We start from the raw sequence: 26,222 nt of genomic DNA, 5'->3' as shown, positions 1-26,222 counted from the left end.
TCCCATCAATCCATGAAGCCTTGCAGCTTCAACTCAATGGAACGAGGGTTTTCACCTTCGGCAATCGACAGGATTCCTTCAAGCAACATTTCGCGATAACGCGACTGCCGCAAGGCTATGGACTTGAGCTTGGCGGCGATCGGCAACAACACCAGGTTGGCGCTGGCCACGCCGTAGATGGTCGCGACGAAGGCCACGGCGATACCGCTGCCCAGCTGCGACGGGTCGGCCAGGTTGCCCATGACATGGATCAGGCCCATGACCGCACCGATGATGCCGATGGTCGGCGCGTAGCCGCCCATACTTTCGAAGACTTTGGCCGCTTCGATGTCACGGCTTTCCTGGGTGTAGAAATCCACTTCCAGGATGCTGCGGATGGATTCCGGCTCGGCGCCGTCCACCAGCAGTTGCAGGCCCTTGCGCGAGTAGGTGTCGGGCTCGGCATCCGCCACGCCTTCCAGGCCCAGCAGGCCTTCCTTGCGGGCGGTCAGGCTCCAGTTGACGACGCGATCGATGCCGCCAGGCAGGTCGACCCGCGGCGGGAACAGGATCCAGCCAAGGATCTGCATGGCCCGCTTGAAGGCGCTCAGCGGCGACTGCAGCAACGCCGCACCGATGGTCCCGCCCAGCACGATCAGCGCCGCCGGACCATTGGCCAGGGCCGACAGATGACCGCCTTCCAGGTAGTTGCCACCGATGATGGCGACGAACGCCATGATGATCCCGATGAGGCTTAGCACATCCATCAGAGACAGGCCTCGACCAGGTGCTTGCCGATGTCGTCCAGGCCGTACACCGCATCCGCCAGCTCCGCCTTGACGATCGCCATCGGCATCCCGTAGATCACGCAGCTCGCTTCATCCTGGGCCCAGACCGCGCTGCCGCCCTGCTTGAGCAGGCGCGCGCCTTCGCGACCGTCGGCGCCCATGCCGGTGAGCACCACCGCCAGAACTTTGTCACCGTAGGACTTGGCCGCCGAACCGAAGGTGATGTCCACGCACGGCTTGTAGTTCAGACGCTCGTCGCCAGGGAGGATTTTCACCGCGCCACGGCCGTCGACCATCATCTGCTTGCCACCCGGTGCCAGCAGCGCCAGGCCCGGACGCAGGATGTCGCCATCCTCGGCTTCCTTGACACTGATCCGGCAGAGCTTGTCCAGGCGCTCGGCGAACGCCTTGGTGAAGGCCGCCGGCATGTGCTGGATCAGCACGATCGGCGCCGGGAAGTTGGCCGGCAACTGGGTCAGCACCCGCTGCAGGGCCACCGGGCCACCGGTGGAAGTACCGATGGCCACCAGCTTGTAGGCCTTGCGCTTGGGGGCCGCCGACGAGCCAGTGGCTGCCGCGCGGGCAGGAACCGGCGCCGGAGCCGGACGCGCCGGGGCCGTGCCGCTGAAACTGCTGGAGCTCGATGGAGCAGGCGCAGGTGCCGCCGCCGGTTGTGGCGCCGGCGCGCTGTAGCTGCTGAAACGACGGTTACTGCGCGAGATGCTGTGGACCTTCTCGCACAGCAGTTGCTTGACCTTCTCGGGATTGCGCGAGATGTCTTCGAAGTTCTTCGGCAGGAAATCCACCGCACCGGCATCCAGCGCATCCAGGGTCACCCGGGCGCCTTCATGGGTCAGCGAGGAGAACATCAATACCGGCGTCGGGCAGCGCTGCATGATGTGCCGCACCGCCGTGATGCCATCCATCATCGGCATCTCGTAGTCCATGGTGATCACGTCCGGCTTGAGCGCCAGAGCCTGATCGATCGCCTCTTTACCGTTGGTCGCGGTACCGACGACCTGGATATTGATATCCGCTGAAAGAATTTCCGAGACGCGGCGGCGGAAAAAACCCGAATCATCCACCACCAGGACCTTGACTGCCATAAACACTCCGTTAGGCGGGGCAAGGCAAATGGCCCCGCCCCTCCGGTATTCAAATACGCCGTGCGGCGTAACGCTTGAGCATGCTCGGAACATCGAGAATCAGGGCGATGCGGCCGTCACCGGTGATGGTGGCGCCAGACATGCCCGGAGTTCCCTGGAGCATCTTGCCCAGTGGCTTGATGACGACTTCTTCCTGGCCGACCAGTTGATCGACGACGAAGCCGATCCGCTGGGTGCCGACCGAAAGGATCACCACGTGGCCTTCGCGCTGCTCTTCGTGAGCCGCGGAACTGACCAGCCAGCGCTTGAGGTAGAACAGTGGCAGCGCCTTGTCGCGAACGATCACCACCTCCTGGCCGTCGACCACGTTGGTGCGCGACAGGTCCAGGTGGAAGATTTCGTTGACGTTGACCAGCGGGAAGGCGAAAGCCTGGTTGCCCAGCATCACCATCAGGGTCGGCATGATCGCCAGGGTCAGCGGCACCTTGATGACGATCTTCGAGCCCTGGCCCTTGGTCGAGTAGATGTTGATCGAACCGTTGAGCTGGGAAATCTTGGTCTTCACCACGTCCATGCCCACACCGCGGCCGGACACATCGGAGATCTCGGTCTTGGTCGAGAAGCCCGGGGCGAAGATCAGGTTGTAGCACTCGGTGTCACTCAGGCGATCGGCGGCATCCTTGTCCATCACCCCACGCTTGACCGCAATGGCGCGCAGGACGTTCGGGTCCATGCCTTTGCCGTCATCGGAGATCGACAGCAGGATGTGGTCGCCTTCCTGCTCGGCCGCCAGCACCACCTTGCCGCCACGGGACTTGCCCGCCTCCTCGCGCTCTTCCGGCGACTCGATACCGTGGTCGACGGCGTTGCGCACCAAGTGCACCAGCGGGTCGGCCAGGGCCTCGACGAGGTTCTTGTCGAGGTCGGTCTCTTCGCCGACCAGCTCCAGGTTGATCTCTTTCTTGAGCTGGCGGGCCAGGTCGCGAACCAGGCGCGGGAAGCGCCCGAAGACCTTCTTGATCGGCTGCATCCGGGTCTTCATCACCGCGGTCTGCAAGTCGGCCGTGACCACGTCGAGGTTCGACACGGCCTTGGACATGGCTTCGTCGCCGCTGTTGAGCCCCAGGCGCACCAGGCGGTTACGCACCAGCACCAGCTCGCCGACCATGTTCATGATTTCGTCCAGCCGCGCGGTATCGACCCGCACCGTGGTTTCAGCTTCGCTGACCGGCTTTTCCGCCGGGGCGGCTGCCGGAGCACGAGCAGGTGCCGGAGCAGCGGCGGCTGCCGGTTTCGGTGCTTCGACCTTGGCTTCGGCTTTCTTCACTGCCGGCTTGGCGACAGCGGCAGGCGCCGAAGCCGTGACCGCCGTTGCGCTCCCCTTGGTCGCGGCAGCAGCCGCTACTTCAGAGAACTTGCCCTTGCCATGCAGCTCGTCGAGCAGGGATTCGAATTCCTGGTCGGTGATCAGGTCGCTACCGGCGGCGGCCGCACTCGGTGCAGCCGGCGGTACCGCCGCGGCCACTGCGGAATCCAGCGCCTCTACCGCAAAGTTGCCTTTGCCGTGCAACTGATCCAGCAGTGCTTCGAATTCGTCATCGGTGATTTCGTCGCTGGCCGCGGATTTTTCCGCGGCAGGCGCCGTGGCCGAAGGTGCCACCGCATCCGGTGCGAACTGGCCCTTGCCATGCAATTGGTCGAGCAGCGATTCGAACTCGGCGTCGGTAATTTCGTCGCTGGCTGCTTCGCCACCGGCCGCGGGCGCAGTGGGGGCAACAGCGGCCGGTGCTTCGGCCTCGGCCTTGGCGGCATTGAGCGAATCGAGCAGCTGCTCGAACTCGCTGTCGGTGATATCGCCGGACTCGCTTTCGGCCGATTCGGCAACCGGCTCAACAACTGTCTCAACCTCGGCCACCGGCGCGGCGACCTCCTCGGCTCCGGCAGGCTCGGCCAGGCGGGCCAGGGCCGCCAGCAGTTCCGGAGTGGCGGCGGTGATCTCGGTACGCTCGCGCACCTGGCCGAACATGCCGTTCACCGCGTCCAGTGCTTCGAGCACCACGTCCATCAGTTCCGCGTCGACGCGACGCTCACCCTTGCGCAGGATGTCGAACACGTTCTCGGCGATGTGGCAGCACTCCACCAGCTCGTTGAGCTGGAGGAAGCCGGCGCCCCCTTTTACAGTGTGAAAACCGCGAAAAATTGCGTTGAGCAGATCCGCATCGTCCGGCCGGCTTTCCAGCTCGACCAGTTGTTCGGACAGTTGCTCTAGAATCTCGCCGGCCTCAACCAGAAAATCCTGAAGGATTTCTTCATCGGCGCCGAAGCTCATGTATGGGTGCTCCTACTAGGTCGTGATGACGGTTAATGACGGATCGCGTTGGAACTGTGAGCGTGCCAGGCAAGGCGCGAGACGCTGGCAAGGGTCGTTTCCTTGCCGAGTCTCGCAACGCCGCATGGCGCGCTCACAGTTCCAACCCTTCGGGCCGCGCCCCGCAAGGCGCAATCCGTCGTTACTCGTCGCTCATTTGGAAAAACCAAACCACTCTCCTCGTGCCTAGTCTTGCGCCTTGCGGGGCGGCGGCGCGACCGTCATTAACCGTCGTCACGACCTAAAATCCAAGGCTGGAAAGCAAATCGTCGACATCGTCCTGACCGGATACAACGTCTTCACGTTTATCGGCATGAATCTGCGGACCTTCACCCTTGGCCAGATGTTTTTGCGGATCTTTTTCAGCGAGGATCGATTCACGGTCATGTTCGATGCCGGCAAAACGATCGACCTGGCTGGCCATCAGGACCAGTTTGAGCAGGTTGCTCTCGACTTCGGTGACCAACTGGGTCACGCGCTTGATCACCTGACCGGTCAGGTCCTGGTAGTCCTGCGCCAGCAGAATGTCGTTGAGGTTGCTCGATACCGCCCGCGTCTCTTGCTCGCTGCGGGTCAGGAAACCGTCCACCCGGCGGGCCAGGTCGCGGAATTCTTCGGCGCCCAGTTCGCGACGCATGAAACGTCCCCAGTCGGCGCTCAGGGCCTGGGCTTCGCTGCTCAGGCCATTGACCAACGGGGTGGCGCTCTCGACCAGATCCATGGTGCGGTTGGCCGCGGCCTCGGTCAGCCTGACCACATAGGACAGGCGCTCGGTGGCATCCGTGATCTGTGAAACTTCCTCGGCTTGCGGCATATGCGGGTCAATCTGGAAATTGACGATGGCGCTATGCAGCTCGCGGGTGAGCTTGCCGACTTCCTGGTACAGGCCGCGGTCACGGGTCTGGTTGAGCTCATGGATCAGTTGCACGGCTTCGCCGAACTTGCCTTTTTCAAGGCTGTCGACCAGTTCGAGTGCGTGTTTTTTCAGGGTCGATTCAAAATCGCCCAATGAAGATTCGTTGTGCTCCATAGCTCCCCCGTGGCGGAATGGTTCCACATCTCAACCGATGCGTTCGAAGATCTTCTCGATCTTTTCTTTCAACGCCTGGGCCGTGAAGGGCTTGACCACATAGCCGTTTACGCCGGCCTGGGCAGCTTCGATGATCTGTTCGCGCTTGGCTTCAGCGGTCACCATGAGTACCGGCAGGTGCTTGAGTTTTTCATCGGCGCGCACATGGCGCAGCAGATCGATACCGGTCATGCCAGGCATGTTCCAGTCCGTTACCAGAAAGTCGATGCTCCCACTGTTGAGGACCGGAATGGCGGTGGTGCCATCGTCAGCCTCGACCGTGTTGGTGAAACCCAGGTCACGCAACAGGTTTTTTATGATCCGCCGCATCGTTGAGAAGTCATCAACGATGAGGATTTTCATGTTCTTGTCCAATTCGACCTCCAAGCAGTCTTAAACGCGTCCAGCACCTGAACGCGCCATTCAATCAATCAGGCAGAGCACTCAACGACTGCATGGAATACACACCGCGAGGCCGGCAACGTCGTGCCAGTCTCGTCCGCAGTGTCCCCCACACTGCCTGTCAGCGCGCTCGCCACTCTCCCAAACGCCCCCGCAAACGGGCCGCGCACTGGCTGTGTAACTGGCTGACCCGCGATTCGCTGACCCCCAGGACCTCACCGATTTCCTTGAGGTTCAGCTCTTCGTCGTAGTACAGCGCCAAGACCAGTCGCTCACGCTCCGGCAAATTGGCAATCGCGTCCGCCAGCGCAGCCTGGAAACGTTCGTCCTCCAGGTCGCGCGACGGCTCGAGATGAGCACTCGCGCCATCCTCATGCAGCCCTTCATGCTCGCCGTCCTGCAACAGGTCGTCGAAGCTGAACAGGCGACTGCCCAAGGTGTCGTTCAAAATCCCGTAATAATCGTCGAGACTCAATTGAAGTTCGGCCGCAACTTCATGATCTTTAGCGTCACGACCGGTTTTAGCTTCAATTGCGCGAATGGCATCGCTCACCATCCGGGTATTGCGATGTACCGAACGCGGCGCCCAGTCACCTTTACGGACCTCATCGAGCATCGCACCACGGATACGGATACCCGCGTACGTCTCGAAACTCGCGCCCTTGCTCGCGTCGTACTTGGTCGACACCTCGAGCAGGCCGATCATCCCGGCCTGGATCAGGTCCTCGACCTGGACACTGGCCGGCAGGCGCGCCAGCAGGTGATAGGCAATACGCTTGACCAGGGGCGCATAACGCTCGATCAATTCGTACTGGCTGTCGCGTGCCGACTTTTTGTAAAGGTTGTAGCCGCTGGCGCTCATAGCACCGGTCCCGCTGTCTGATGCACTAGCCGCTCGACGAAAAATTCCAGATGTCCACGTGGGTTGGCCGGCAACGGCCAGGTATCGACTTTCTGCGCAATGGCCTTGAACGCCAGCGCGCACTTCGAACGCGGAAACGCTTCATAGACCGCACGCTGCTTTTGCACGGCCTTGCGCACGCATTCGTCGTAAGGCACGGCGCCGACATATTGTAGGGCCACGTCCAGGAAGCGGTCCGTGACCTTGGTCAACTTGGCGAACAGGTTGCGGCCTTCCTGCGGGCTCTGCGCCATGTTGGCGAGCACGCGGAAGCGGTTCATGCCGTAGTCGCGGTTGAGCAGCTTGATCAGCGCGTAGGCGTCGGTGATCGAGGTCGGCTCGTCGCAGACCACCAGCAGGACTTCCTGAGCGGCGCGGACGAAGCTGACCACCGAGTCGCCGATGCCGGCAGCGGTGTCGATCACCAGCACATCGAGGTTGTCGCCAATGTCGCTGAAGGCCTGGATCAGGCCGGCATGCTGCGCCGGGCTCAGATGAACCATGCTCTGGGTGCCGGACGCCGCCGGCACGATACGGATTCCACCCGGCCCCTGCAGCAGCACATCGCGCAGCTCGCAGCGGCCTTCGATCACGTCGGCGAGGGTCCGTTTGGGGGTCAGCCCCAATAGCACGTCGACGTTAGCCAGACCCAGGTCGGCGTCCAGCAGCATGACGCGCCGGCCGAGCTCCGCTAGGGCCAGGGACAAGTTCACTGACACGTTAGTCTTGCCGACGCCACCTTTGCCGCCGGTCACCGCGATCACCTGTACGGGATGCATGCTGCCCATGTTCGTTCTTTACCTTGTCTTACTTAGACGGGGCCACATAACTGGCTGCGCGTTCACTAACGGAACAATGCCTGGCAGACCATCGATGTAGGTACATTGCAATCTTTTCATGATTCCCTCAGCCAACCCGCTTGGTCGGGTTGTGGTAGAGGTCAGCGAACATGTCAGCCATGGCTTCTTCGCTGGGTTCTTCCTGCATCTGCACGCTCACCGCACGACTGACCAGCTGATGACGGCGTGGCAAGTGCAAATCGTCCGGAATCCGTGGGCCATCGGTCAGATAGGCAACGGGGAGTTCGTGACTGATCGCCAGGCTCAACACCTCACCAAGGCTGGCGGTTTCATCCAGTTTAGTCAGGATGCAGCCGGCCAGCCCGCAACGCTTGTAGCTGTGGTACGCGGCGGTTAGAACCTGTTTCTGGCTGGTGGTTGCCAATACCAGATAATTTTTTGCCCGGATCCCGCGTCCGGCCAGACTTTCCAGCTGCATGCGCAGGGCCGGGTCGCTGGCTTGCAGGCCGGCGGTGTCGATCAGCACCACGCGTTTGCGCAGCAGCGGATCGAGGGCTTGCGCCAGGGATTGGCCCGGATCGACATGGGTCACCGAGACATTGAGGATCCGGCCCAGGGTCTTGAGCTGCTCCTGGGCGCCGATGCGGTAGCTGTCCATGCTCACCAGCGCGATGTTCTGCGCGCCGTACTTGAGCACGTAACGGGCCGCCAGCTTGGCCAGGGTGGTGGTCTTGCCCATGCCGGCAGGGCCGACCATGGCGATCACACCGCCCTCTTCCAACGGCTCGACTTCCGGGGTCACGATCATCCGCGCCAGGTGGGCCAGGAGCATGCGCCAGGCCTGGCGGGGCTCGTCGATTTCTGTGATCAGCGCCAGCAGGTCGCGGGCCAGCGGACCGGACAAACCGATACGCTGCAGGCGCCGCCAGAGGTTGGCCTGCTCGGGCCGGCTGCCTTGCAGCTGGCTCCAGGCCAGGGAGCCGAGCTGGACTTCCAGCAGCTCGCGCAGGCCGTTGAGTTCAAAACGCATCGAGTCCAGTGCCCGCTGATCGACAGCCGGCGCGGCGGCCACCGGGGCCGGGCGATGGGGCTCGTTGAACGTCGGTTCGATCAGTGGCTCGGCGGCGGTCAGCGGCAGGCCGGCGAACAGCTGGCGATTGGTGCTGCCGTCGCCATCGCCACGTAGGCTCAGTTCGGCCTGGGCGGTGACGATGCGCGACTGAGTCTTGCGCAGTTCGTCCTCGAGTTCCATGTTCGGAACCCGGGGCGCCAGCGCCGACAGCTTGTAATCCAGGGCAGCCGTCAGCTCGACACCGCCGGCGATGCGGCGATTGCCAATGATGGCGGCGTCGGCGCCCAGCTCATCACGAACCAGCTTCATGGCCTGACGCATATCGGCGGCGAAAAAACGCTTAACTTGCATAACCCACTACCTCAGCCGTTGGGCCCTACTGTCGCAACGATGGTCACTTGCTTGTTGTCAGGGATTTCCTGGTAAGCCAACACGTGCAAGCCCGGGACTGCCAGGCGTCCAAACCGCGAGAGCATCGCGCGGACCGGACCGGCTACCAACAGAATCACCGGTTGACCTTGCATTTCCTGGCGCTGCGCGGCTTCGATCAACGAACGCTGCAGCTTCTCAGCCATGCTTGGCTCCAACAGAACACCCTCTTCCGAGCCTTGTCCTGCCTTCTGCAGACTATTGAGCAAAATCTGTTCCAACCTGGGCTCCAAGGTGATCACAGGCAGCTCGGACTCAGTCCCTACAATGCTTTGCACGATGGCGCGCGACAATCCGACACGCACTGCGGCCACCAAAGCGGCAGTATCTTGACTCTTGGCGGCATTGTTCGCGATGGCTTCGGCAATGCTGCGGATATCGCGCACCGGCACCTGTTCGGCCAGCAGCGCCTGCAGCACCTTGAGCAGCTGGGACAACGACAGAACGCCCGGCACCAGTTCCTCCGCCAGCTTCGGCGAGCCCTTGGCCAGCAGTTGCAGGAGCTGCTGGACTTCTTCGTGGCCGATCAGCTCGCTGGAGTGCTTGTACAGAATCTGGTTGAGGTGGGTGGCGACCACGGTACTGGCGTCGACCACGGTGTAGCCCAGCGACTGCGCCTGGGCGCGCTGGCTGATCTCGATCCACACCGCCTCCAGGCCGAAGGCCGGATCTTTGGCGGTGATGCCATTGAGCGTGCCGTAGACCTGCCCCGGGTTGATCGCCAGCTCGCGATCCGGATAGATCTCGGCCTCGGCCAGAATCACCCCCATCAGCGTCAGCCGGTAAGCGCTGGGCGCCAGGTCGAGGTTGTCGCGAATATGCACGGTCGGCATGAGGAAGCCGAGGTCCTGGGACAACTTCTTGCGCACGCCCTTGATCCGCGCCAGCAACTGCCCACCCTGGTTGCGGTCCACCAGGGGAATCAGGCGATAGCCGACTTCCAGGCCGATCATGTCAATCTGGGTCACGTCATCCCAGCCCAGCTCCTTGGTTTCCATGGCGCGGGCCGGCGAAGGCAGCAGTTCCTGCTGGCGCTTGACCTCTTCCAGCGCCTTGACCTTGACCACGTTCTGGCGCTTCCAGAACAGGTACGCGGCGCCGGCCGCCAGGGCCGCCATGCTCAGGAAGGAAAAGTGCGGCATGCCCGGCACCAGGCCCATCACCGCCATCAGGCCGGCGGCGACGGCCAGGGCCCGGGGCGAGGCGAACATCTGCCGGTTGATCTGCTTGCCCATGTCTTCGGAACCGGAAGCACGGGTCACCATGATCGCGGCCGCGGTGGACAGCAGCAGCGATGGCAATTGCGCCACCAAACCGTCACCGATGGTCAGCAAGGCGTAGACCCGGCCGGCATCGCCGAAGGACATGTGGTGCTGGAAGATACCGACCGCCATGCCGCCGATCAGGTTGATGAACAGGATCAGCAGGCCGGCGATGGCGTCACCGCGGACGAACTTGCTGGCACCGTCCATGGAACCGTAGAACTCGGCTTCCTGGGCCACTTCCTGGCGGCGCGCCTTGGCCTGGGCCTGGTCGATCAGGCCAGCGTTGAGGTCGGCGTCGATAGCCATCTGCTTGCCCGGCATCGCATCGAGGGTGAAACGCGCGCTCACCTCGGAAATCCGCCCGGCGCCCTTGGTCACCACCACGAAGTTGATGATCATCAGGATCGCGAACACCACGATACCGACCACGTAGTTACCGCCGATCACCACCTCGCCGAAGGCCTGGATCACCTTGCCCGCGGCGGCGTGACCGTCCTGGCCGTGGAGCATCACCACCCGTGTGGAGGCCACGTTCAGCGCCAGGCGCAACAGGGTCGCCACCAGCAGGATGGTCGGGAATACCGCGAAATCCAGCGGCCGCAAGGCATACACGCAGACCAGCAGGACGACGATCGACAGGGCGATGTTGAAGGTGAAGAACACATCCAGCAGGAACGGCGGCACCGGCAGCATCATCATGGCCAGCATGACCAGCAGCAACAGCGGCACACCCAGGTTCCCCCGACTGAGGTCAGCCAGGTTAGTGCGAGCCGTACTGATTAACTGAGAGCGATCCACCGGTATTCCCCGTTCCCTTGAAGCAAACTTTTGACGCCTGGAGGCGGCGCAGGGCGGGTATTGCAAGAAGCCTTCCAACTTTGGCCCGGAAGGAAAACTGATTTATGGCGTTGCGCCATCAGTCGTCATAAAAGGCGCTTTCAGCGCCATCGCGAGCAAGCTCGCTCCTACAGGCCGGGCGTGAATTCTGTAGGAGCGAGCTTGCTCGCGATAACGTCGGCACAGCCAAACGCCGACCTCAGGAATCGCGCCGCAAATCCGGCGGAATCGGCAGGTCCTTGAGCGGATCGGGACGCTTGCCCTTGCCCGCCCGGTGCTGGCGAATCTGATAGACATACGCCAGCACCTGGGCCACCGCCAGATAAAGCCCGGCGGGGATTTCCTGCTCCAGCTCAGTGGAGTAGTAGATCGAACGCGCCAGTGCCGGCGACTCCAGCAGCAGCACTTCGTTGGCCACGGCGATCTCGCGGATCTTCAGCGCCAGGAAATCGCTGCCCTTGGCCAGCAACACCGGCGCCCCGCCCTTCTCGGCGTCGTACTTGAGCGCCACGGCGTAGTGGGTCGGGTTGGTGATGACCACGTCCGCCTCGGGAATCGCCGCCATCATTCGCCGTTGCGACATCTCGCGCTGGACCTGGCGAATCCGCTGCTTGACCTCCGGACGCCCTTCCTGGTCCTTGTGCTCGTCCCGCACTTCCTGCTTGGTCATCAGCAGTTTCTTGTAGCTCTGGTACAGCTGCACCGGCACGTCCACCGCGGCGATCAGGATCAGCCCGCAGGCCATCCACAAGGTACTCCAGGCCACCACTTGCACGCTGTGGATGATCGCCTGCTCTAGCGGCTCGTGGGCGATCCGCAGCAGGTCGTCGATATCCGAGCGCAGCACCGACAAGGCCACGATCAGGATCACCACGAACTTGGCGAAGGCCTTGAGCAGCTCGATCAGCGAGGTCGGCGACACCATGCGCTTCATGCCGCTGAGCGGGTTCATGCGACTGAACTTGGGCGCCAGGCTCTTGGTTGAAAACAGCCAGCCGCCCAGGGAGATAGGGCCGATGAGCGCCGCCAGCACCAGGGGCAGCAGGATCGGCATCGCGGCGATAATCGCGATCTTGCCCGAATGCAGCAGGTACAGGCCCATGGCGCCTGGACTGAGCAACACCTCGCGCGGCAGGGAGAAGTTCAGGCGCATGATTTCCAGCAGGTCCTGCGCCACCCCCGCGCCGTAGATCAGCAGGCCGGCGGCCCCGATCATGGTGATTGCCAGGGTGTTGAGCTCTTTGGAGCGGGCGATCTCACCCTTTTCCCGGGAGTCCTTTTTACGTTTCTCCGTGGGGTCTTCTGTCTTGTCCTGACCGCTCTCGCTCTCAGCCATGGTTCACCGCGCCTGCGCCAGGTTGCGCAGCAACTGCAGGGCCTCGACGGCCAGCGGTTGGTACTGGTTGAGAATGTCGCCCAGGCTGACCCAGAAAATCACCAGGCCCAGCACCAGGGTCAGCGGAAAGCCGATGGAGAAGATGTTCAGCTGCGGCGCCGCGCGGGTCATCACGCCAAAGGCGATGTTCACCACCAGCAGCGCGGTGATCGCCGGCAATACCAGCAACAGCGCAGCGCCCAACACCCAGCCGAGCTTGCCGGCGATTTCCCAGAAATGGTTGACCAGCAGCGCGCTGCCCACCGGCAAGGTGGTGAAGCTTTCGGTCAGCACCTCGAAGACCACCAGATGACCGTTCATGCCGAGGAACAGCAAGGTCACCAGCATGGTCAGGAATTGCCCGATCACTGCCGCCGAAACGCCGTTGGTAGGGTCGACCATGGACGCGAAGCCCATGCCCATCTGCGTCGAAATGATCTGCCCGGCGATCACGAAAGCCTGGAAGAACAACTGCAAGGAAAAGCCGAACAAGGCGCCGATGATGATCTGCTCGGCAATCAGCAGCAGCCCGCTGAGATCCAGCGCATTGACCGCCGGCATGGGCGGCAGGCCCGGCACCAGCACGACCGTGATGGCCAGGGTGAAATACAGGCGGATACGGGTCGGCACCAGGGTCGTACCGAAGACCGGCATGGTCATCAACACGGCGCCGATACGGAACAGCGGCAGCATGAAGCTCGCGACCCAGGTGCTGATCTGCGTATCGGTAAGCGCCAGCAGAGACATGGCTTAGCCGATCAACTGCGGAATACTGCCGTACAACTGCAGGATGTATTCCATGAAGGTTTGCACCAGCCAGGGACCGGCGACGATCAGCGTCACCAGCATCACCAACAGGCGCGGCAGGAAGCTCAGGGTCTGTTCGTTGATCTGGGTGGCGGCCTGGAACATCGCCACCAGCAGGCCCACCAGCAGGCTGGGAATCACCAGGATGGCGACCATCATGGTGGTCAGCCAGAGCGCTTCGCGAAACAGGTCTACTGCGACTTCAGGCGTCATAGCGCGTCACCCGCCAACAAGGTTCTAAACACCACCGAAACTGCCCGCCAGGGTACCGATGATCAGGGCCCAGCCATCGACCAGCACGAACAGCATGATCTTGAACGGCAGGGAAATGATCAGCGGCGACAGCATCATCATGCCCATGGCCATCAGCACACTGGCGACCACCAGGTCGATGATCAGGAACGGAATGAAGATCATGAAGCCGATCTGGAACGCGGTCTTCAGCTCCGAGGTGACGAAGGCCGGTACCAGGATCGTCAGCGGCGCCTGGTCCGGTGTCGCGATGTCGGTGCGCTTGGACAGACGCATGAACAGCTCCAGGTCGCTGCTGCGGGTCTGGGCCAGCATGAAGTCCTTGATCGGCACCTGGGCCTTGGCCACCGCGTCCTGGGCGTTGAGTTTCTCCGCCAGGTACGGCTGCAGGGCATCCTGGTTCACCCGGTCGAACACCGGGGCCATGATGAACATCGTCAGGAACAGCGCCATGCCGGTGAGGATCTGGTTCGACGGCGTCTGCTGCAGGCCCAGGGCCTGGCGCAGGATCGAGAACACGATGATGATCCGGGTGAAGCTGGTCATCAGCATGACGAACGCCGGAATGAAGCTCAGCGCGGTCATGATCAGCAGGATCTGCAGGCTGACCGAGTATTCCTGCTGGCCGTCGGCATTGGTGCCGAGGGTGATCGCCGGGATCGACAACGGGTCGGCCGCCAGCGCCAGCGGCGCCGCCAGCATCAGGGCCAACGTCAAGAGGAGGCGCAACGGCATTACTTCTTATCCTTCTGATCCTTGCCCAGCAGCTCCATCAGGCGCTGGGCAAACTCCGGAGTCGCCTGCTCGGTGCTCGGCACCTGCACCGGCTCCTTGAGCACATGCAACGCCGTGATGGTGCCCGGCGTCAGGCCGAGCAGAATCTGTTCGTTGCCGACCTGCACCAGCACCAGCCGGTCCCGCGGGCCAAGCGCCCGCGAGCCGACCAGCTCGATGACCTGCCCCTTGCCGGCCGGTCCGGCCTGCTGCACCCGGCGCAACAGCCAGGCGAGGAAGAAGATCAGCCCCACCACCAGCAACAGGCCCAGCACCAGCTGGGTCAGCTGCCCGGCCACGCCGCTGCTGCCAACCACTGGCGCGGCGGTACCGGCCGTCGGCTCGGCGGCCAGCGCCCAGAGCGGCCAGACCAGGAACAGCGCGAGTGCCTTTCTCACTTAGCGCAGCTTCTTGATGCGTTCGCTCGGGCTGATCACGTCGGTCAGGCGGATGCCGAACTTCTCGTTGACCACCACCACTTCGCCATGGGCGATCAGCGTGCCGTTGACCAGCACGTCCAGCGGCTCGCCGGCCAGGCGATCGAGCTCGATCACCGACCCTTGGTTGAGCTGCAGCAGGTTGCGGATGTTGATGTCGGTGCTGCCGACCTCCATGGAGATCGACACCGGGATGTCCAGGATCACGTCCAGGTTCGGCCCATCGAGGGTCACCGGCTCGTTGTTCTTCGGCACACTGCCGAACTCTTCCATCGGCAGGCGATTGGACGCCGGCGCGCTGGCCGCGTCGGCCGCCAGCAAGGCATCGATATCGTCTTGCCCGGCATCGCCGGTTTCCTGCAGGGCGGCCGCCCACTCATCAGCCAGGGCCTGGTCTTCTGCGGAAGTCATTTCGTGTTCGTCAGCCATGTTGTCCTCGGCGGGCAAAAAATCATTAACAAAGCGAATTCATAACAACGCCGCTCAACGGCGCTCGATCGGCTCGATCACTTGCAGGGCCAGGTTGCCCTTGTGCGAACCGAGCTTGACCTTGAACGCCGGTACGCCGTTGGCGCGCATGATCATGTCTTCGGGCAGTTCCACCGGGATCACATCCCCTGGCTGCATGTGCAGGATGTCGCGCAGGCGCAACTGCCGGCGGGCCACGGTGGCGCTCAAGGGCACATCCACGTCCAGCACGTCTTCGCGCAGGGCCTTGCTCCAGCGCTCGTCCTGGTCGTCCAGGTCCGACTGGAAGCCGGCGTCGAGCATTTCCCGCACCGGCTCGATCATCGAGTACGGCATGGTCACGTGCAGGTCGCCGCCACCGCCATCGAGCTCGATGTGGAAGGTCGAGACCACGATCGCTTCGCTCGGGCCGACGATGTTGGCCATGGCCGGGTTCACTTCGGAGTTGATGTACTCGAAGTTGACTTCCATGATCGCCTGCCAGGCTTCCTTCAGGTCGACGAAGGCCTGCTCCAGCACCATGCGCACCACGCGCAATTCGGTCGGGGTGAATTCACGGCCTTCGATCTTGGCGTGACGACCGTCGCCGCCGAAGAAGTTGTCCACCAGCTTGAACACCAGCTTGGCGTCGAGGATGAACAGCGCGGTACCGCGCAGCGGCTTGATCTTCACCAGGTTGAGGCTGGTCGGCACGTACAGCGAGTGCACGTATTCGCCGAACTTCATCACCTGTACGCCGCCCACCGCCACGTCCGCCGAACGGCGCAGCATGTTGAACATGCTGATACGGGTGTAGCGGGCGAAACGCTCGTTGATCATCTCCAGGGTCGGCATGCGTCCGCGGACGATGCGATCCTGGCTGGTCAGGTCGTAGCTTTTGACGCTGCCGGGCTCGGCGGCGTGTTCGGTCTGTACCAGACCGTCATCGACGCCATGCAGCAGCGCGTCGATCTCATCCTGGGACAGCAGGTCCTGCACGGCCATGTCGTGTTCCTACTGCAGTACGAAGTTAGTAAAGAGCAACTGCTCGACCACCACTTTGCCGACCTCTTTCTGGGCCACTTCCTGCACGCTGGCGGTGGCCTTCTGGCGCAGCATTTCCTGGCCGACCGGAGTCGCCAGGGTGTCGAAGCTCTGGCCGGAGAACAGCATGACCAGGTTGTTGCGGATCACCGGCATATGCACTTTCAGCGCGTCCAGATCGGCCTGGTTGCGCGCCAGCATCGTGATGCTCACCTGCATGTAGCGCTGGCGGCCGTTCTGCGTGTAATTGGCCACGAAGGCCGGCGCCATGGGCTCGTAGATGGCCGCCGGCTTGACGCTGCTGGTCGCCTCGGCCGTCTCGGCAGGCTTGCTCTGGGCACTGCTGTGCATGAAGTACCAGGTAGCCCCGACGGACAAACCGATCGCCAGCAACAAGGCCAGAACAATCAAGAGGATAAGCTTGAGTTTGCCTTTCCCGGCGGGGTTTTTCTCTGCTGCTTCGCTCTTCGCCATGCCAATAATCCGTCACTAATCGGGTTTTCACAGTCGCACGGCAAGGCAAGAGCAAGTGTTATGCCAGATTTGTCTGAACCGAAGGGATAGGGCAGCGCAAAGCAAAAGATCGCCAGCCGCGGTACCACGCGACTGGCGATCTTCTGTTCAATGACGCCTGAAGCGGGTCAGGCGTAATAGTCGACGGCGCTGGTGCCAATGACCGTGCTGGTGCTGGCGGCGACTTCGGCGGCGCTCGGCGGCAACTCTTCATCCACGCCATCCAGGCGCCCGCCACTGGCACTGGCGCCATTGCTGCGATGCTGCCCCTGCTGGGCCTGCTCCTGGCCACCCTGCCAGTTGCGCGACTGGTCGGAGACGTTGACGTCCACCTGCCCCATGCCTTGCTGGTGGAACATGTCGCGCAGGCGATGCATCTGCCCTTCGAGGGCTTCGCGCACGCCGACATGGGCACTCATGAAGGTCACCTGGGTCTGCTGGTCCGGCACCATGTTCACGCGGATATCCAGACGCCCCAGCTCGGCCGGCTGCAACTGGATCTCGGCCGACTTCAGATTGACGCTGGACAGGTACATGACCCGGTTGACCACTTCTTCGGTCCAGCCGCCCTGATGCATGGCCAGCGGCTGGTTCACCGGGACGGCGTTGGCGGTCTTGGGCGTGGCCGCCTGGGTCAGGGCCGCCAGGCGGTTGGCGAAATCGTCGACGCGGGTGTCGCTGGCAGCGCTCTTGAGGTCCTTGAGACCGTCATCGAGCAGACCACTGAAGGCCTTTTCGCCGCCCTGTTCGGTGCTGTCCTTGTCCACCTGCAGGTCCAGCATGTTGGCCATACCGCTGGCGAAGGTCTGGGCCGAAGTCGGCCCGTCATCGGCAATCACGGTCGGCGCCGCCTTGTTCTGCGCCTGACTGGAAGCCGAGACATGGCCGCTCTGCTCCATCGCCAGGCGTACTACCGGCAGCGCGTCCAGCGGGTCGGCTTCAGGGTCGAATTCCGGATCGACCGGCACCGGCGCCACGCTACTGGCCACCACCGGTACAACCGGCGGCGTCTGCGGCTGCACTGGCGGCTGTGCCGGGACCGGCGTTGCCGCCACTTCCGGCTCAGGCGCCGGCAATGGCACCGGCTGGGCCGCCTGCATCAGCGCCGGATCGAGGGAGGGGTCGACCGGCGTGCCGTCGGCCAGCGACTGATCGCTGCTCGCGGCCTGGTCATCGGCAACCTTGTCGTCACTGGCGGCGGCCTTGTCGGCAGGCAAGGTTTTGCCGCTATCGGCAACCGCCGGCTCGGGGGCGGCAGCCTTGCCCTTGCCCGGTTCCACCTTGGCAGCGGTTTCGACACCCTTGTCGCGAGCCGGCTTGATGGGGCCGTCGGCGGCCGCTGCCGGCTTGCCGAGCGCTTCCTTGGCGAACACCCGGGCAAAGCTTGCGCCTTTATCCCCGGGCTCGGCGGTGCTGGCCTGGGGGGTGGCGGAAGCCGCTTGAGTCTTGGCCTGGGAGGCGGCCTGAAGCAGCATGTTCGGGGTAAGGGGCATGAAAACGGTCTCCGCTGCACTGGGATCGTAGGTACAGTTGAGAGACTTGATTGCAAAGGTCGAGCCAGCTTTGCTGGCTCGCGGGAAAAAGCCTGGGTTGCTACGGTTTTTCAGCAGTGAAAACGCTGGCGTTCCTGCTGGCACAGCTGCCGGACAATGGCGAATTCGCCATCGATCTCGCCCACCAGCTGCTCGATACCCCGCAACGACGAGTCCTGGGCACGCTGCTCCAACTGATGACAGAGCTCGGCCAGGCGAATCGCCCCCATATTGCTGCTGCTGCCCTTGAAGCTGTGTGCAGTGGCGACAAGTTGACGGGGGTCGTCGACCTTGTGCAACTGGCGCAAACGCTCTTCGGAGTCGCAGAGGAAGGTGTCGAGCAACAACGGATACTCATCCTCCATGACTTCCTGCAATGCGTTCAGCACCTCGTGATCCAGATGAATTTCAGCCACTTGCTCACTCCTTGATCAAGAATCGGCGAATTATGCCAGAGGCTCCCAGGAAAACTCCACGCAGGCACTACGACCATCGTCAGACCAGCTGGCACGCCGGCTGAGCTGACGGATCAGGCTGACGCCGCGCCCGGACAGACGGTCGCCATCGACGGGCCGCGCCATCACCCGGCCGACATCGAAACCACTGCCACTGTCCTCGACCCGGATCAGCAAACGACCGCCAGCACCTTGAGGCTCCACCTGCAGGTGCACCCGCACAAACCCCTCCTGCAACGCTTCCAGGCGTACCGCGCGCTCCTGGTAATAGCGGGAAAAGCCCTGGGCATCGCGCTTGAGGCTTGAATCCAGGCGCAATACGCCATGCTCCAGGGCGTTGGAATACAACTCGGCCAGCACACTGTAGAGCGCCCCGCTCTGCGCCCGCAGGCCATGCACCTCCAGCAACAGTTGCAGCAGGTAAGGCAGAGGATTGAAGCGCTTGAGGGTGGCGGCGCGATACTCGAAACTCACCGACCAGTCCAGCGGGCAGGACTGACCGCTGTCGGAATACACCAGCGCCGGCGGCGTCAGCTGCCGGGCCTCGAGCAGGCTGACCTCGACCATGCTCACATCGTCCCGCGCATCGCCGCCAAACTCGCTCAGGGCCCGCTGGATCTCCTCGAACAGCAGGTCCGGCTCGCGGTTGGCGGCAAACACCTGCTGCAGGCGCTCGACACCAAACAATTGTTCGTTGGCGTCGCAGGTGTCGATCACCCCATCGGACAACAGGAACACCCTGTCGCCCAGGGCCATGGGAAAGACTTCGGTGCGGTCGTCGAATGCCTCGGCGCCCAGCACCCCCAACGGCAGATGATGGGCCACCAGCGGCACCCGCTCCCCGCTTGCCAGGCGATGCAGGTAGCCATCCGGCATGCCGCCGTTCCACACCTCCACTGCCCGCCGCTGGAAACTCAGGCACAGCAGCGTCGCACAACAGAACATGCCCACCGGCAGGATGCGCTTGAGCTTGGCATTCATCTCGCGCAGGGTTTCCGGCAGCCCGTAACCCTTGGCCGTCATGCCGTAAAACACCTCGGCCAGGGGCATCGCGCCCACGGCCGCCGGCAAGCCGTGGCCAGTGAAATCCCCCAACAGCACATGCATGTCGCCCGTCGGGGTAAAGGCAGCCAGCAGCAAGTCACCGTTGAACAGCGCGTACGGCGATTGCAGGTAGCGGATATTCGGCGCGCTCAGGCAGCCGGAATGCGCCACCTTGTCGAACACCGCCTTGGCCACCCGCTGTTCGTTGAGCAGGTAGTCATGGTGCTGGGTGATCTGGTCGCGCTGCTGCAGCACGGTTTCCTGCAGGCGCCGCAAGCGATCCATGGCCTTGATCTTGGCCGCCAGGATCACCGGACTGTAGGGTTTTGCCAGAAAATCGTCGCCGCCGGCTTCGAGGCAGCGCGCCAGCGCCTCGCTCTGGGTGAGCGAGGTCAGGAAAATGATCGGCACCAGCGCTTCGCCAGCCAGGCGCTTGATCTGCCGGGCCGCCTCGAAACCGTCCATCACCGGCATCATCGCGTCCATCAGCACCAGGTGCGGGCGCTGCTGGACGAATAGTTCCACCGCCTCGGCGCCGTTACTCGCCGTCAGCACCTCGTGCCCCTGGCGCCGGACGATGCTCGACAGCAACATGCGATCGCTCGTGCCGTCTTCGGCGATCAGCACGCACAGGGGTGCCTCGATCGACTGCATGTCGATCAACTGATGTCGAACAGTTTGTCGAAATTGGAAATGGCGAGAATCTTACGCACGTCCGAGTTGCTGTTGATCACTCGCACGTCGGAATCGTCGCCGCCGGCGTGATCGCGCAGCAACAGCAGCATGCCCAGGGCAGAACTGTCGAGGTAGGTGGCGTCTTTCAGGTCCACCACTATGGATTCGGGCTTTTTGTTGAGGCGCTCGTAGGACTCGCGAAACTCTTGATGTCGGCCAAAATCGAAACGTCCCTTGATCGAAATCGTCAGTTTTTGCCCGTCCGGTGATACTTCAGTAACGACTGACATGATACCGCTTCCTTGTGATTGGCAATCTGTACAAGGTTTAGCACCCCGTACAAGCATGGGCAACCCGAACCGCCGAAGCGTCGCTGACGAGCACCTGGCGGCGACGAACGGAATGGCGCTCAGTACGGATCCTGGCGCGGCAGGCGCTGGGACAGCTCGTCGAGCAGCTTCTGCTCGCGCTTGTCTTCCAGTTGGCGGGCTTCATCGATGTAGCGCTGCACCAGCTTGCGCAAGCCTTCGACCCGGGCATAGGCCTGCTGCCAGGTTTCCCGGGCGCGATTGAGGTTGTTCTGGTGCCAGGCCAGGCTTTGCCGCTGCTGCCCCACGGCGGTTTCCAGCTGATTGAGGAAGTGCTGGTAGTTCATCAGCCATTGGCCGGAAACCCCGCCGCTGCCCCGCTCGATCCACTGCTGCTGGTATTCGGCACGAAAGCGCTCCAGGTCCCCCAGCTTGCTTTCCGCCAGGCGCACCTGACCCTGGAAATGCCCCAGGCGCTGGGCGGCGGTGCGCTCGGCGCTTTCGGCCATTTCGACCACGGGCGCCAGACGCGCGGCACGGCTGTTGGCCATGGTGGATCAGCCGCCCGGCGCCGGAGCGAAAACCATCTCCAGATGGGCTTCGCTTTCACCCAGGCTGATGCTGTCGTTGAGCCCCTGGCGCAGGTAGGTGACCATCGACGGCTGCAGCGAGATGGCGGTGTCGGTTTCGCGATCGCCGCCCGGTACATAGGCGCCGACGCTGATCAGGTCGCGCGCCTGCTGGTAACGCGACCACAGCTGCTTGAAATACTGGGCGCGGGTCATGTGCTCCGGGGTCACCACCGCCGGCATGACCCGGCTGATGGACGCCTCGATATCGATGGCCGGGTAATGCCCCTCTTCCGCCAGGCGCCGTGACAGCACGATGTGCCCGTCGAGCACGCCACGGGCCGAGTCGGCGATCGGGTCCTGCTGGTCGTCGCCTTCGGACAGCACGGTGTAGAACGCGGTGATCGAGCCGCCACCGGCCTCGGCGTTGCCCGCGCGCTCCACCAGTTTCGGCAGCTTGGCGAATACCGACGGCGGATAACCCTTGGTCGCGGGCGGCTCGCCGATGGCCAGGGCGATTTCCCGCTGGGCCTGGGCGAAACGGGTCAGGGAATCCATCAGCAACAGGACGTTCTTGCCCTTGTCGCGAAAATATTCGGCGATACGCGTGCAGTACATGGCCGCACGCAGACGCATCAGCGGCGCATCGTCCGCCGGCGACGCCACCACCACGGAGCGCTTGAGCCCCTCCTCACCGAGGATGTGCTCGATGAATTCTTTAACTTCACGGCCCCGCTCACCGATCAGCCCGACCACGATGATGTCGGCCTCGGTGAAGCGGGTCATCATGCCCAGCAGCACACTCTTGCCCACGCCGGTACCGGCGAACAGGCCAAGACGCTGACCGCGACCCACCGTCAATAATCCGTTGATGCAGCGAATGCCCACGTCCAGCGGCCGGCTGATGGGGTCGCGCTTGAGCGGGTTGATGGTCGGACCGTCCATCGGCACCCAGTCCTCGGCCTTCATTCCACCCTTGCCGTCCAACGCACGGCCGGCGCCGTCGAGAACCCGGCCGAGCATGCTCATGCCCATCGGCAGGCGGCCGGTATGGGCCAGCGGCACGACCCGAGCGCCCGGCGCGATGCCAGTGACACTGCCGACCGGCATCAGGAATACCTTGCTGCCGGAGAAACCCATCACCTCAGCCTCGACCTGCACCGGGTGATAGCTGTCGTCGTTGATCACCATGCAGCGCGTGCCCATGGCCGCCCGCAGGCCTTCGGCCTCCAGGGTCAGGCCGACCATGCGCAGCAGGCGACCTTCGAGAATGGGCTGGTTCGGCAGTTCGGTGGCGTCGGCGTAGCTGCTCAGGCGCTTGCCGAAGCTGGTGCGGTCAAGGCGCATCGGTGGGGTCCTGCGCGAGGTCGACAGGGTCGACATCCGCGGCGGGCTTGCCCGTGGCGGCCCCCAGCTCGACGCTCAGGTCCGGTTCGGCGGGATGCAAAGCCTGTTCGTGAAGCTGGTCGGACAGCTTGTCCATGATCTTGGCGATCCGCGTTTCCATGGTCGCGTCGATACGGCTGTGCTCGGTCTCGACCCGGCAACCGCCCGGCAACAGGGCTTCGTCCTCGACAATGCGCCAGCTTTCCTCATGGCGCTCGCGCAGGCTTTTGACCTGGGCGAAGTCCTGCGGATTGACGTACAGGCGCACATTGCCCACGCCCAGCGGCAGCAGCTTGAGGGCTTCGCGCATGACATGCTCGATCTGGCTGGAGTCGATGGCCAGCTCGCGCTGGATCACCTGGCGCGTCATGTGCTGCACCAGGTTGACCAGGGCTTTTTCGATCTGTGTGTCCTGTTCGGCGATCGGCTCGAACAAATTGCCCATCAGCGTTTCCAGCGCTGCCAGCTTGGCGCTCAGGGCCACTTCGGCTTCCTGGCGGACCTTCAGCGTGGTGCTGTGGAAACCTTCCTTTTCGCCCGTGGCGAAGCCTTCGTTATAGGCTTCCTGGCGAATGCTCTCGAGCTCTTCGAGGGTCAGTGGCTGGACTTCTTCCAGCGGCACTTCCTCGATCTCCGCTGGCGGCTCTTCAACCGGCTCCGGCTCGGGCTCGGGGACATGGGGGTCGAAACTGGGCAGCGCCCAGACATCGAAACCACCGACGTCCCGAGCGCGAATCAAGTCGCTGTGGGATTCATCACTGCTGGACGACATAAAGCGACCTTAGATCATTTCTTCGCCGCCCTTCCCGCCGAGAACGATTTCTCCGGCTTCGGCCATACGGCGGGCAATGGTGAGGATTTCCTTCTGCGCGGTTTCCACATCGCTGACGCGCACCGGGCCCTTGGCCTCGAGGTCGTCGCGCAGCAGTTCGGCAGCCCGCTTGGACATGTTCTTGAAGATCTTTTCCTTGACGCCTTCGTCCGACCCCTTGAGGGCCAGGACCAGCACGTCGGAAGACACTTCGCGCAGCAACGCCTGGATGCCGCGGTCGTCGACATCGGCAAGGTTGTTGAACACGAACATGAGGTCTTCGATCTGACCGGACAGGTCTTCGTCGACTTCGCGGATCGAGTCCATCAACTGGCCTTCGATCGAGCTGTCGAGGAAGTTCATGATGTCGGCAGCACGCTTGATACCGCCCAAGGTGGTACGCGAGGCGTTGGAGTTGCCGGCGAACTGCTTCTCGAGAATCTGGTTGAGTTCTTTCAGGGCGGCCGGCTGTACGGTATTGAGCGAGGAAACCCGCAGAATGATGTCCAGGCGCGCCTTGTGGTCGAAGTTGCCGAGCACTTCGCCCGCCTGGTCCGGATCGAGGTACGCCACCACGATCGCCTGGATCTGTGGGTGCTCGTAACGGATCACGTCCGCCACAGCGCGCGGCTCCATCCATTTCAAGCTGTCCAGGCCGCTGGTGTTGCCGCCCAGCAGGATGCGGTCGATCAGGCCGTTGGCCTTGTCCTCGCCCAGGGCCTGGGTGAGCATCTTGCGCACATAGTCGTCGGAGCCCACGCCCAGGCTGGTCTGGTCGCCGACGATGTCGACGAACTCGCTCATCACCTGCTCGACCTGCTCGCGATGCACGTTGCCCATCTGCGCCATGGCCACGCCCACTCGCTGGACCTCTTTGGGGCCCATGTGGCGCAGCACCTGCGCGGCATCGGTGGAGCCCAGGGACAGCAGCAGAATCGCGGCCTTGTCGACCCGGGTCAGTTTGGCGGTAGCGGCTCGGTTATCACTCATCTGCGTTAATCCACTCTTTCACGACCTGGGCCACGCGACCCGGATCTTCTGCCACCAGACTCTTGATTGCGTTCAACTGTGCGTCATAGCCTTCGCTCGGGCTCGGCAGCAGGATGCTTTGCGGGCCGCCGAGGCTGACGCGATCGTTGGCCAGTTCGCCATCCAGGCCGCCCATGCCGCCGAGTTCGACATCGCTGCCGAGACCCGCCAGTTGCTTGCCCTTGCCGCCACCGGTGATGTTGTTGAGCACCGGGCGCAGCACGCCGAACACCAGGACCAGGATAAACAGCACGCCCAGGACCTGCTTCACGATGTCCCAGAACCAGGGCTGCGAGTAGAACGGAATGTCGGCGATCACTTCACCGCGATCGGCGGAGAACGGCACGTTGATCACACTGACGCTGTCGCCACGGCTGGCGTCGAAACCCACGGCGTCCTGCACCAGGCGGGTAAAGCGCGCCAATTCGTCGGCGCTCCAGGGTGCGCGGGTGGTTTCGCCGTTGGCCGCATTGACCTTGACCTGATCGTCCACCACCACCGCCACCGACAGCCGGTTCAGACGACCCTGCTGTTGCTTGGTGTGGCTGATGGAGCGATCCAGCTCGAAGTTCTTGGTGGATTGTTGACGCTTGTCGTTGGGGTACGGCGCCAGCATCGGCTGGCCGGTGGCCGGGTCCATGATCTGCTGGCCGTTGGCGTCCAGCAGCGGCTGGCCTGGCTGCACCATGCCAGCGGCAGCGGTAGAGCCACCGGTAGTCTGAGGCGCGCTGGCCGGCGACGGCGGCTGGTTGCTCAGGGCGCCAGGAACGCCTTGCGGGCCCAGGCTGCTGGAGCGTTGTTCGTTGACCGACTGCTCGCTGCGCAAGGCCGGCTGGTCCGGGTTGAATTGTTCGGAAGTCGACTCGACGGCGCTGAAGTCCACATCGGCGGACACTTCAGCCTTGTAGCGGTCGTTGCCCAGAATCGGTTGCAGGATGTTGTGCACCCGCTGGGTCAGCATGCTTTCCATGCGGCGGCTGTAGTCGAATTGCTTGCCGGCCATGGTCAGTTCGGAGTTTTCCGCCTGGTCGGAGAGCAGGTTGCCCTTCTGGTCGACCACGGTGATCTGCGACTTGCTCAGTTCGGGAACGCTGGTCGCCACCAGATTGACGATGGCCACCACCTGGCCCGGCTCCAGCGAACGACCGGAATACAGCTCGACCAGTACCGAAGCGCTGGGCTTGCGCTCGTCGCGCACGAACACCGAGCTTTTCGGGATCGCCAGGTGCACGCGTGCGCCCTTGACGTTGTTCAGGCTGGAAATGGTCCGCGCCAGTTCGCCTTCCAGGCCGCGACGGTAACGGGTCGCTTCCATGAACTGGCTGGTGCCCAGGCCCTGCTCTTTATCGAGAATCTCGAAACCGATATTGCCGTCGCCCGGGGCCACGCCGGCAGCGGCCAGCTTGAGGCGCGCACGCGGCAGGTCGTCGGCCTTGACCAGCAAGGCGCCGGAATTGGGCTCGACGGTATAGGGAATGTCGGCGGAGGCCAGGGTGTCCATGACCTGCTTGGCGTCCATGCCGGCAAGGCTGCCGTACAACGGACGGTAATCGGGTTGCTGGGACCACAACACCACGGCAAAACCAATCGCCACACTGGCAGCCAGACCGACCATGAGGCCAACCTGACGCAACATGGTCATCTCGGAGAGGTTTTCCAGAAAAGACAACCCGAACAGCGGCGGCTTGCCTTCTGTCGGAGTGGCCTTGGCCGGTACGTTATCGGCGACTGCTTCTGCCATGACTCAA

At 63.2% G+C, this 26,222-nt stretch carries 26 protein-coding genes; all 26 read right to left on the bottom strand.

The features are described 5' to 3' along the window. Positions 1–5: 5 nt before the first annotated feature. The 26 genes from DK261_RS24745 to fliF all read right to left on the bottom strand — a co-directional run bounded on the left by DK261_RS24745 (position 6) and on the right by fliF (position 26,215). Entirely contained in the window at positions 6–746 is a 741-nt protein-coding gene (locus DK261_RS24745; protein ID WP_007922500.1) for a flagellar motor protein, read from the bottom strand. Next, positions 746–1,873, bottom strand: coding sequence for a chemotaxis response regulator protein-glutamate methylesterase (locus tag DK261_RS24740; RefSeq protein ID WP_053268494.1), 1,128 nt, complete (start codon positions 1,871–1,873; stop codon positions 746–748). Before DK261_RS24740 ends, DK261_RS24745 begins: the two co-directional genes overlap by 1 nt. A 49-nt stretch (positions 1,874–1,922) precedes the next feature. Next, complete coding sequence (locus DK261_RS24735) at positions 1,923–4,202, bottom strand: chemotaxis protein CheA (RefSeq protein ID WP_110176688.1); 2,280 nt, start codon at positions 4,200–4,202, stop codon at positions 1,923–1,925. A gap of 280 nt (positions 4,203–4,482) precedes the next feature. Then, entirely contained in the window at positions 4,483–5,271 is a 789-nt protein-coding gene (locus DK261_RS24730) for a protein phosphatase CheZ (protein WP_009042749.1), read from the bottom strand. 30 nt (positions 5,272–5,301) lie between these two features. Further along, positions 5,302–5,673 carry a chemotaxis response regulator CheY gene (locus DK261_RS24725; RefSeq protein ID WP_003183998.1) on the bottom strand — a complete coding sequence of 124 codons (372 nt, stop codon included), beginning with the start codon at positions 5,671–5,673 and terminating at the stop codon, positions 5,302–5,304. A gap of 160 nt (positions 5,674–5,833) precedes the next feature. Then, positions 5,834–6,574, bottom strand: coding sequence for an RNA polymerase sigma factor FliA (gene fliA, locus DK261_RS24720; protein WP_007922505.1), 741 nt, complete (start codon positions 6,572–6,574; stop codon positions 5,834–5,836). Next, complete coding sequence (fleN, locus tag DK261_RS24715; RefSeq protein ID WP_007922506.1) at positions 6,571–7,401, bottom strand: flagellar synthesis regulator FleN; 831 nt, start codon at positions 7,399–7,401, stop codon at positions 6,571–6,573. The genes fliA and fleN overlap by 4 nt, the downstream gene beginning before the upstream one ends. A 118-nt stretch (positions 7,402–7,519) precedes the next feature. Beyond that, positions 7,520–8,836, bottom strand: a complete 1,317-nt coding sequence (flhF, locus tag DK261_RS24710; RefSeq protein WP_009047715.1) for a flagellar biosynthesis protein FlhF — start codon at positions 8,834–8,836, stop codon at positions 7,520–7,522. 11 nt (positions 8,837–8,847) lie between these two features. Further along, positions 8,848–10,977 carry a flagellar biosynthesis protein FlhA gene (flhA, locus tag DK261_RS24705; RefSeq protein WP_009047714.1) on the bottom strand — a complete coding sequence of 710 codons (2,130 nt, stop codon included), beginning with the start codon at positions 10,975–10,977 and terminating at the stop codon, positions 8,848–8,850. A gap of 238 nt (positions 10,978–11,215) precedes the next feature. Continuing rightward, positions 11,216–12,352 carry a flagellar biosynthesis protein FlhB gene (flhB, locus tag DK261_RS24700; RefSeq protein ID WP_009047713.1) on the bottom strand — a complete coding sequence of 379 codons (1,137 nt, stop codon included), beginning with the start codon at positions 12,350–12,352 and terminating at the stop codon, positions 11,216–11,218. Positions 12,353–12,355: 3 nt separating this feature from the next. Next, positions 12,356–13,138, bottom strand: a complete 783-nt coding sequence (gene fliR / locus DK261_RS24695; RefSeq protein WP_009047712.1) for a flagellar biosynthetic protein FliR — start codon at positions 13,136–13,138, stop codon at positions 12,356–12,358. Positions 13,139–13,141: 3 nt separating this feature from the next. After that, on the bottom strand, positions 13,142–13,411 hold the full coding sequence (gene fliQ, locus DK261_RS24690) for a flagellar biosynthesis protein FliQ (RefSeq protein WP_003184009.1): 270 nt from the start codon (positions 13,409–13,411) through the stop codon (positions 13,142–13,144). Positions 13,412–13,435: 24 nt separating this feature from the next. After that, positions 13,436–14,185 (bottom strand): flagellar type III secretion system pore protein FliP, encoded by a 750-nt coding sequence (fliP, locus tag DK261_RS24685; RefSeq protein ID WP_016702247.1) that lies wholly within the window; start codon positions 14,183–14,185, stop codon positions 13,436–13,438. Further along, positions 14,185–14,622, bottom strand: coding sequence for a flagellar biosynthetic protein FliO (gene fliO, locus DK261_RS24680; RefSeq protein WP_053268492.1), 438 nt, complete (start codon positions 14,620–14,622; stop codon positions 14,185–14,187). The genes fliP and fliO overlap by 1 nt, the downstream gene beginning before the upstream one ends. Then, positions 14,623–15,090, bottom strand: coding sequence for a flagellar motor switch protein FliN (gene fliN / locus DK261_RS24675; RefSeq protein ID WP_009042742.1), 468 nt, complete (start codon positions 15,088–15,090; stop codon positions 14,623–14,625). A gap of 54 nt (positions 15,091–15,144) precedes the next feature. Next, positions 15,145–16,113 carry a flagellar motor switch protein FliM gene (gene fliM / locus DK261_RS24670; protein ID WP_009042741.1) on the bottom strand — a complete coding sequence of 323 codons (969 nt, stop codon included), beginning with the start codon at positions 16,111–16,113 and terminating at the stop codon, positions 15,145–15,147. A gap of 9 nt (positions 16,114–16,122) precedes the next feature. Next, on the bottom strand, positions 16,123–16,626 hold the full coding sequence (gene fliL / locus DK261_RS24665) for a flagellar basal body-associated protein FliL (protein WP_009047709.1): 504 nt from the start codon (positions 16,624–16,626) through the stop codon (positions 16,123–16,125). 167 nt (positions 16,627–16,793) lie between these two features. Then, the gene (locus DK261_RS24660; RefSeq protein WP_110176686.1) at positions 16,794–18,158 is read right to left on the bottom strand and encodes a flagellar hook-length control protein FliK; all 1,365 of its coding nucleotides are present in this window, start codon (positions 18,156–18,158) and stop codon (positions 16,794–16,796) included. A gap of 110 nt (positions 18,159–18,268) precedes the next feature. Then, positions 18,269–18,613, bottom strand: a complete 345-nt coding sequence (locus DK261_RS24655; protein ID WP_009047707.1) for an Hpt domain-containing protein — start codon at positions 18,611–18,613, stop codon at positions 18,269–18,271. Between the two features lie 30 nt (positions 18,614–18,643). Beyond that, positions 18,644–20,350, bottom strand: coding sequence for a fused response regulator/phosphatase (locus tag DK261_RS24650; RefSeq protein ID WP_016702252.1), 1,707 nt, complete (start codon positions 20,348–20,350; stop codon positions 18,644–18,646). A 5-nt stretch (positions 20,351–20,355) separates the two neighbouring features. After that, the gene (locus DK261_RS24645; protein WP_009047705.1) at positions 20,356–20,661 is read right to left on the bottom strand and encodes an STAS domain-containing protein; all 306 of its coding nucleotides are present in this window, start codon (positions 20,659–20,661) and stop codon (positions 20,356–20,358) included. 119 nt (positions 20,662–20,780) lie between these two features. Next, positions 20,781–21,230, bottom strand: a complete 450-nt coding sequence (fliJ, locus tag DK261_RS24640) for a flagellar export protein FliJ (RefSeq protein ID WP_009047704.1) — start codon at positions 21,228–21,230, stop codon at positions 20,781–20,783. A 6-nt stretch (positions 21,231–21,236) separates the two neighbouring features. Next, the gene (fliI, locus tag DK261_RS24635; protein WP_028681929.1) at positions 21,237–22,595 is read right to left on the bottom strand and encodes a flagellar protein export ATPase FliI; all 1,359 of its coding nucleotides are present in this window, start codon (positions 22,593–22,595) and stop codon (positions 21,237–21,239) included. Further along, a complete protein-coding gene (fliH, locus tag DK261_RS24630; RefSeq protein WP_028681930.1) occupies positions 22,585–23,406 on the bottom strand; it encodes a flagellar assembly protein FliH in 822 nt (273 codons plus the stop codon). Before fliH ends, fliI begins: the two co-directional genes overlap by 11 nt. Before the next feature lie 9 nt (positions 23,407–23,415). Then, on the bottom strand, positions 23,416–24,435 hold the full coding sequence (gene fliG / locus DK261_RS24625; RefSeq protein WP_007922630.1) for a flagellar motor switch protein FliG: 1,020 nt from the start codon (positions 24,433–24,435) through the stop codon (positions 23,416–23,418). After that, positions 24,428–26,215, bottom strand: coding sequence for a flagellar basal-body MS-ring/collar protein FliF (gene fliF, locus DK261_RS24620; RefSeq protein ID WP_009047701.1), 1,788 nt, complete (start codon positions 26,213–26,215; stop codon positions 24,428–24,430). The genes fliG and fliF overlap by 8 nt, the downstream gene beginning before the upstream one ends. Between the last annotated feature and the right edge of the window lie 7 nt (positions 26,216–26,222).

It is taken from the genome of Pseudomonas sp. RW409 (assembly GCF_003184125.1).
In the GTDB taxonomy this organism is placed as follows: domain Bacteria; phylum Pseudomonadota; class Gammaproteobacteria; order Pseudomonadales; family Pseudomonadaceae; genus Aquipseudomonas; species Aquipseudomonas chlororaphis_I.
The sequence above is the reverse complement of the archived record's forward strand: the minus strand, read 5'-3'. Positions and strand labels throughout refer to the sequence as shown.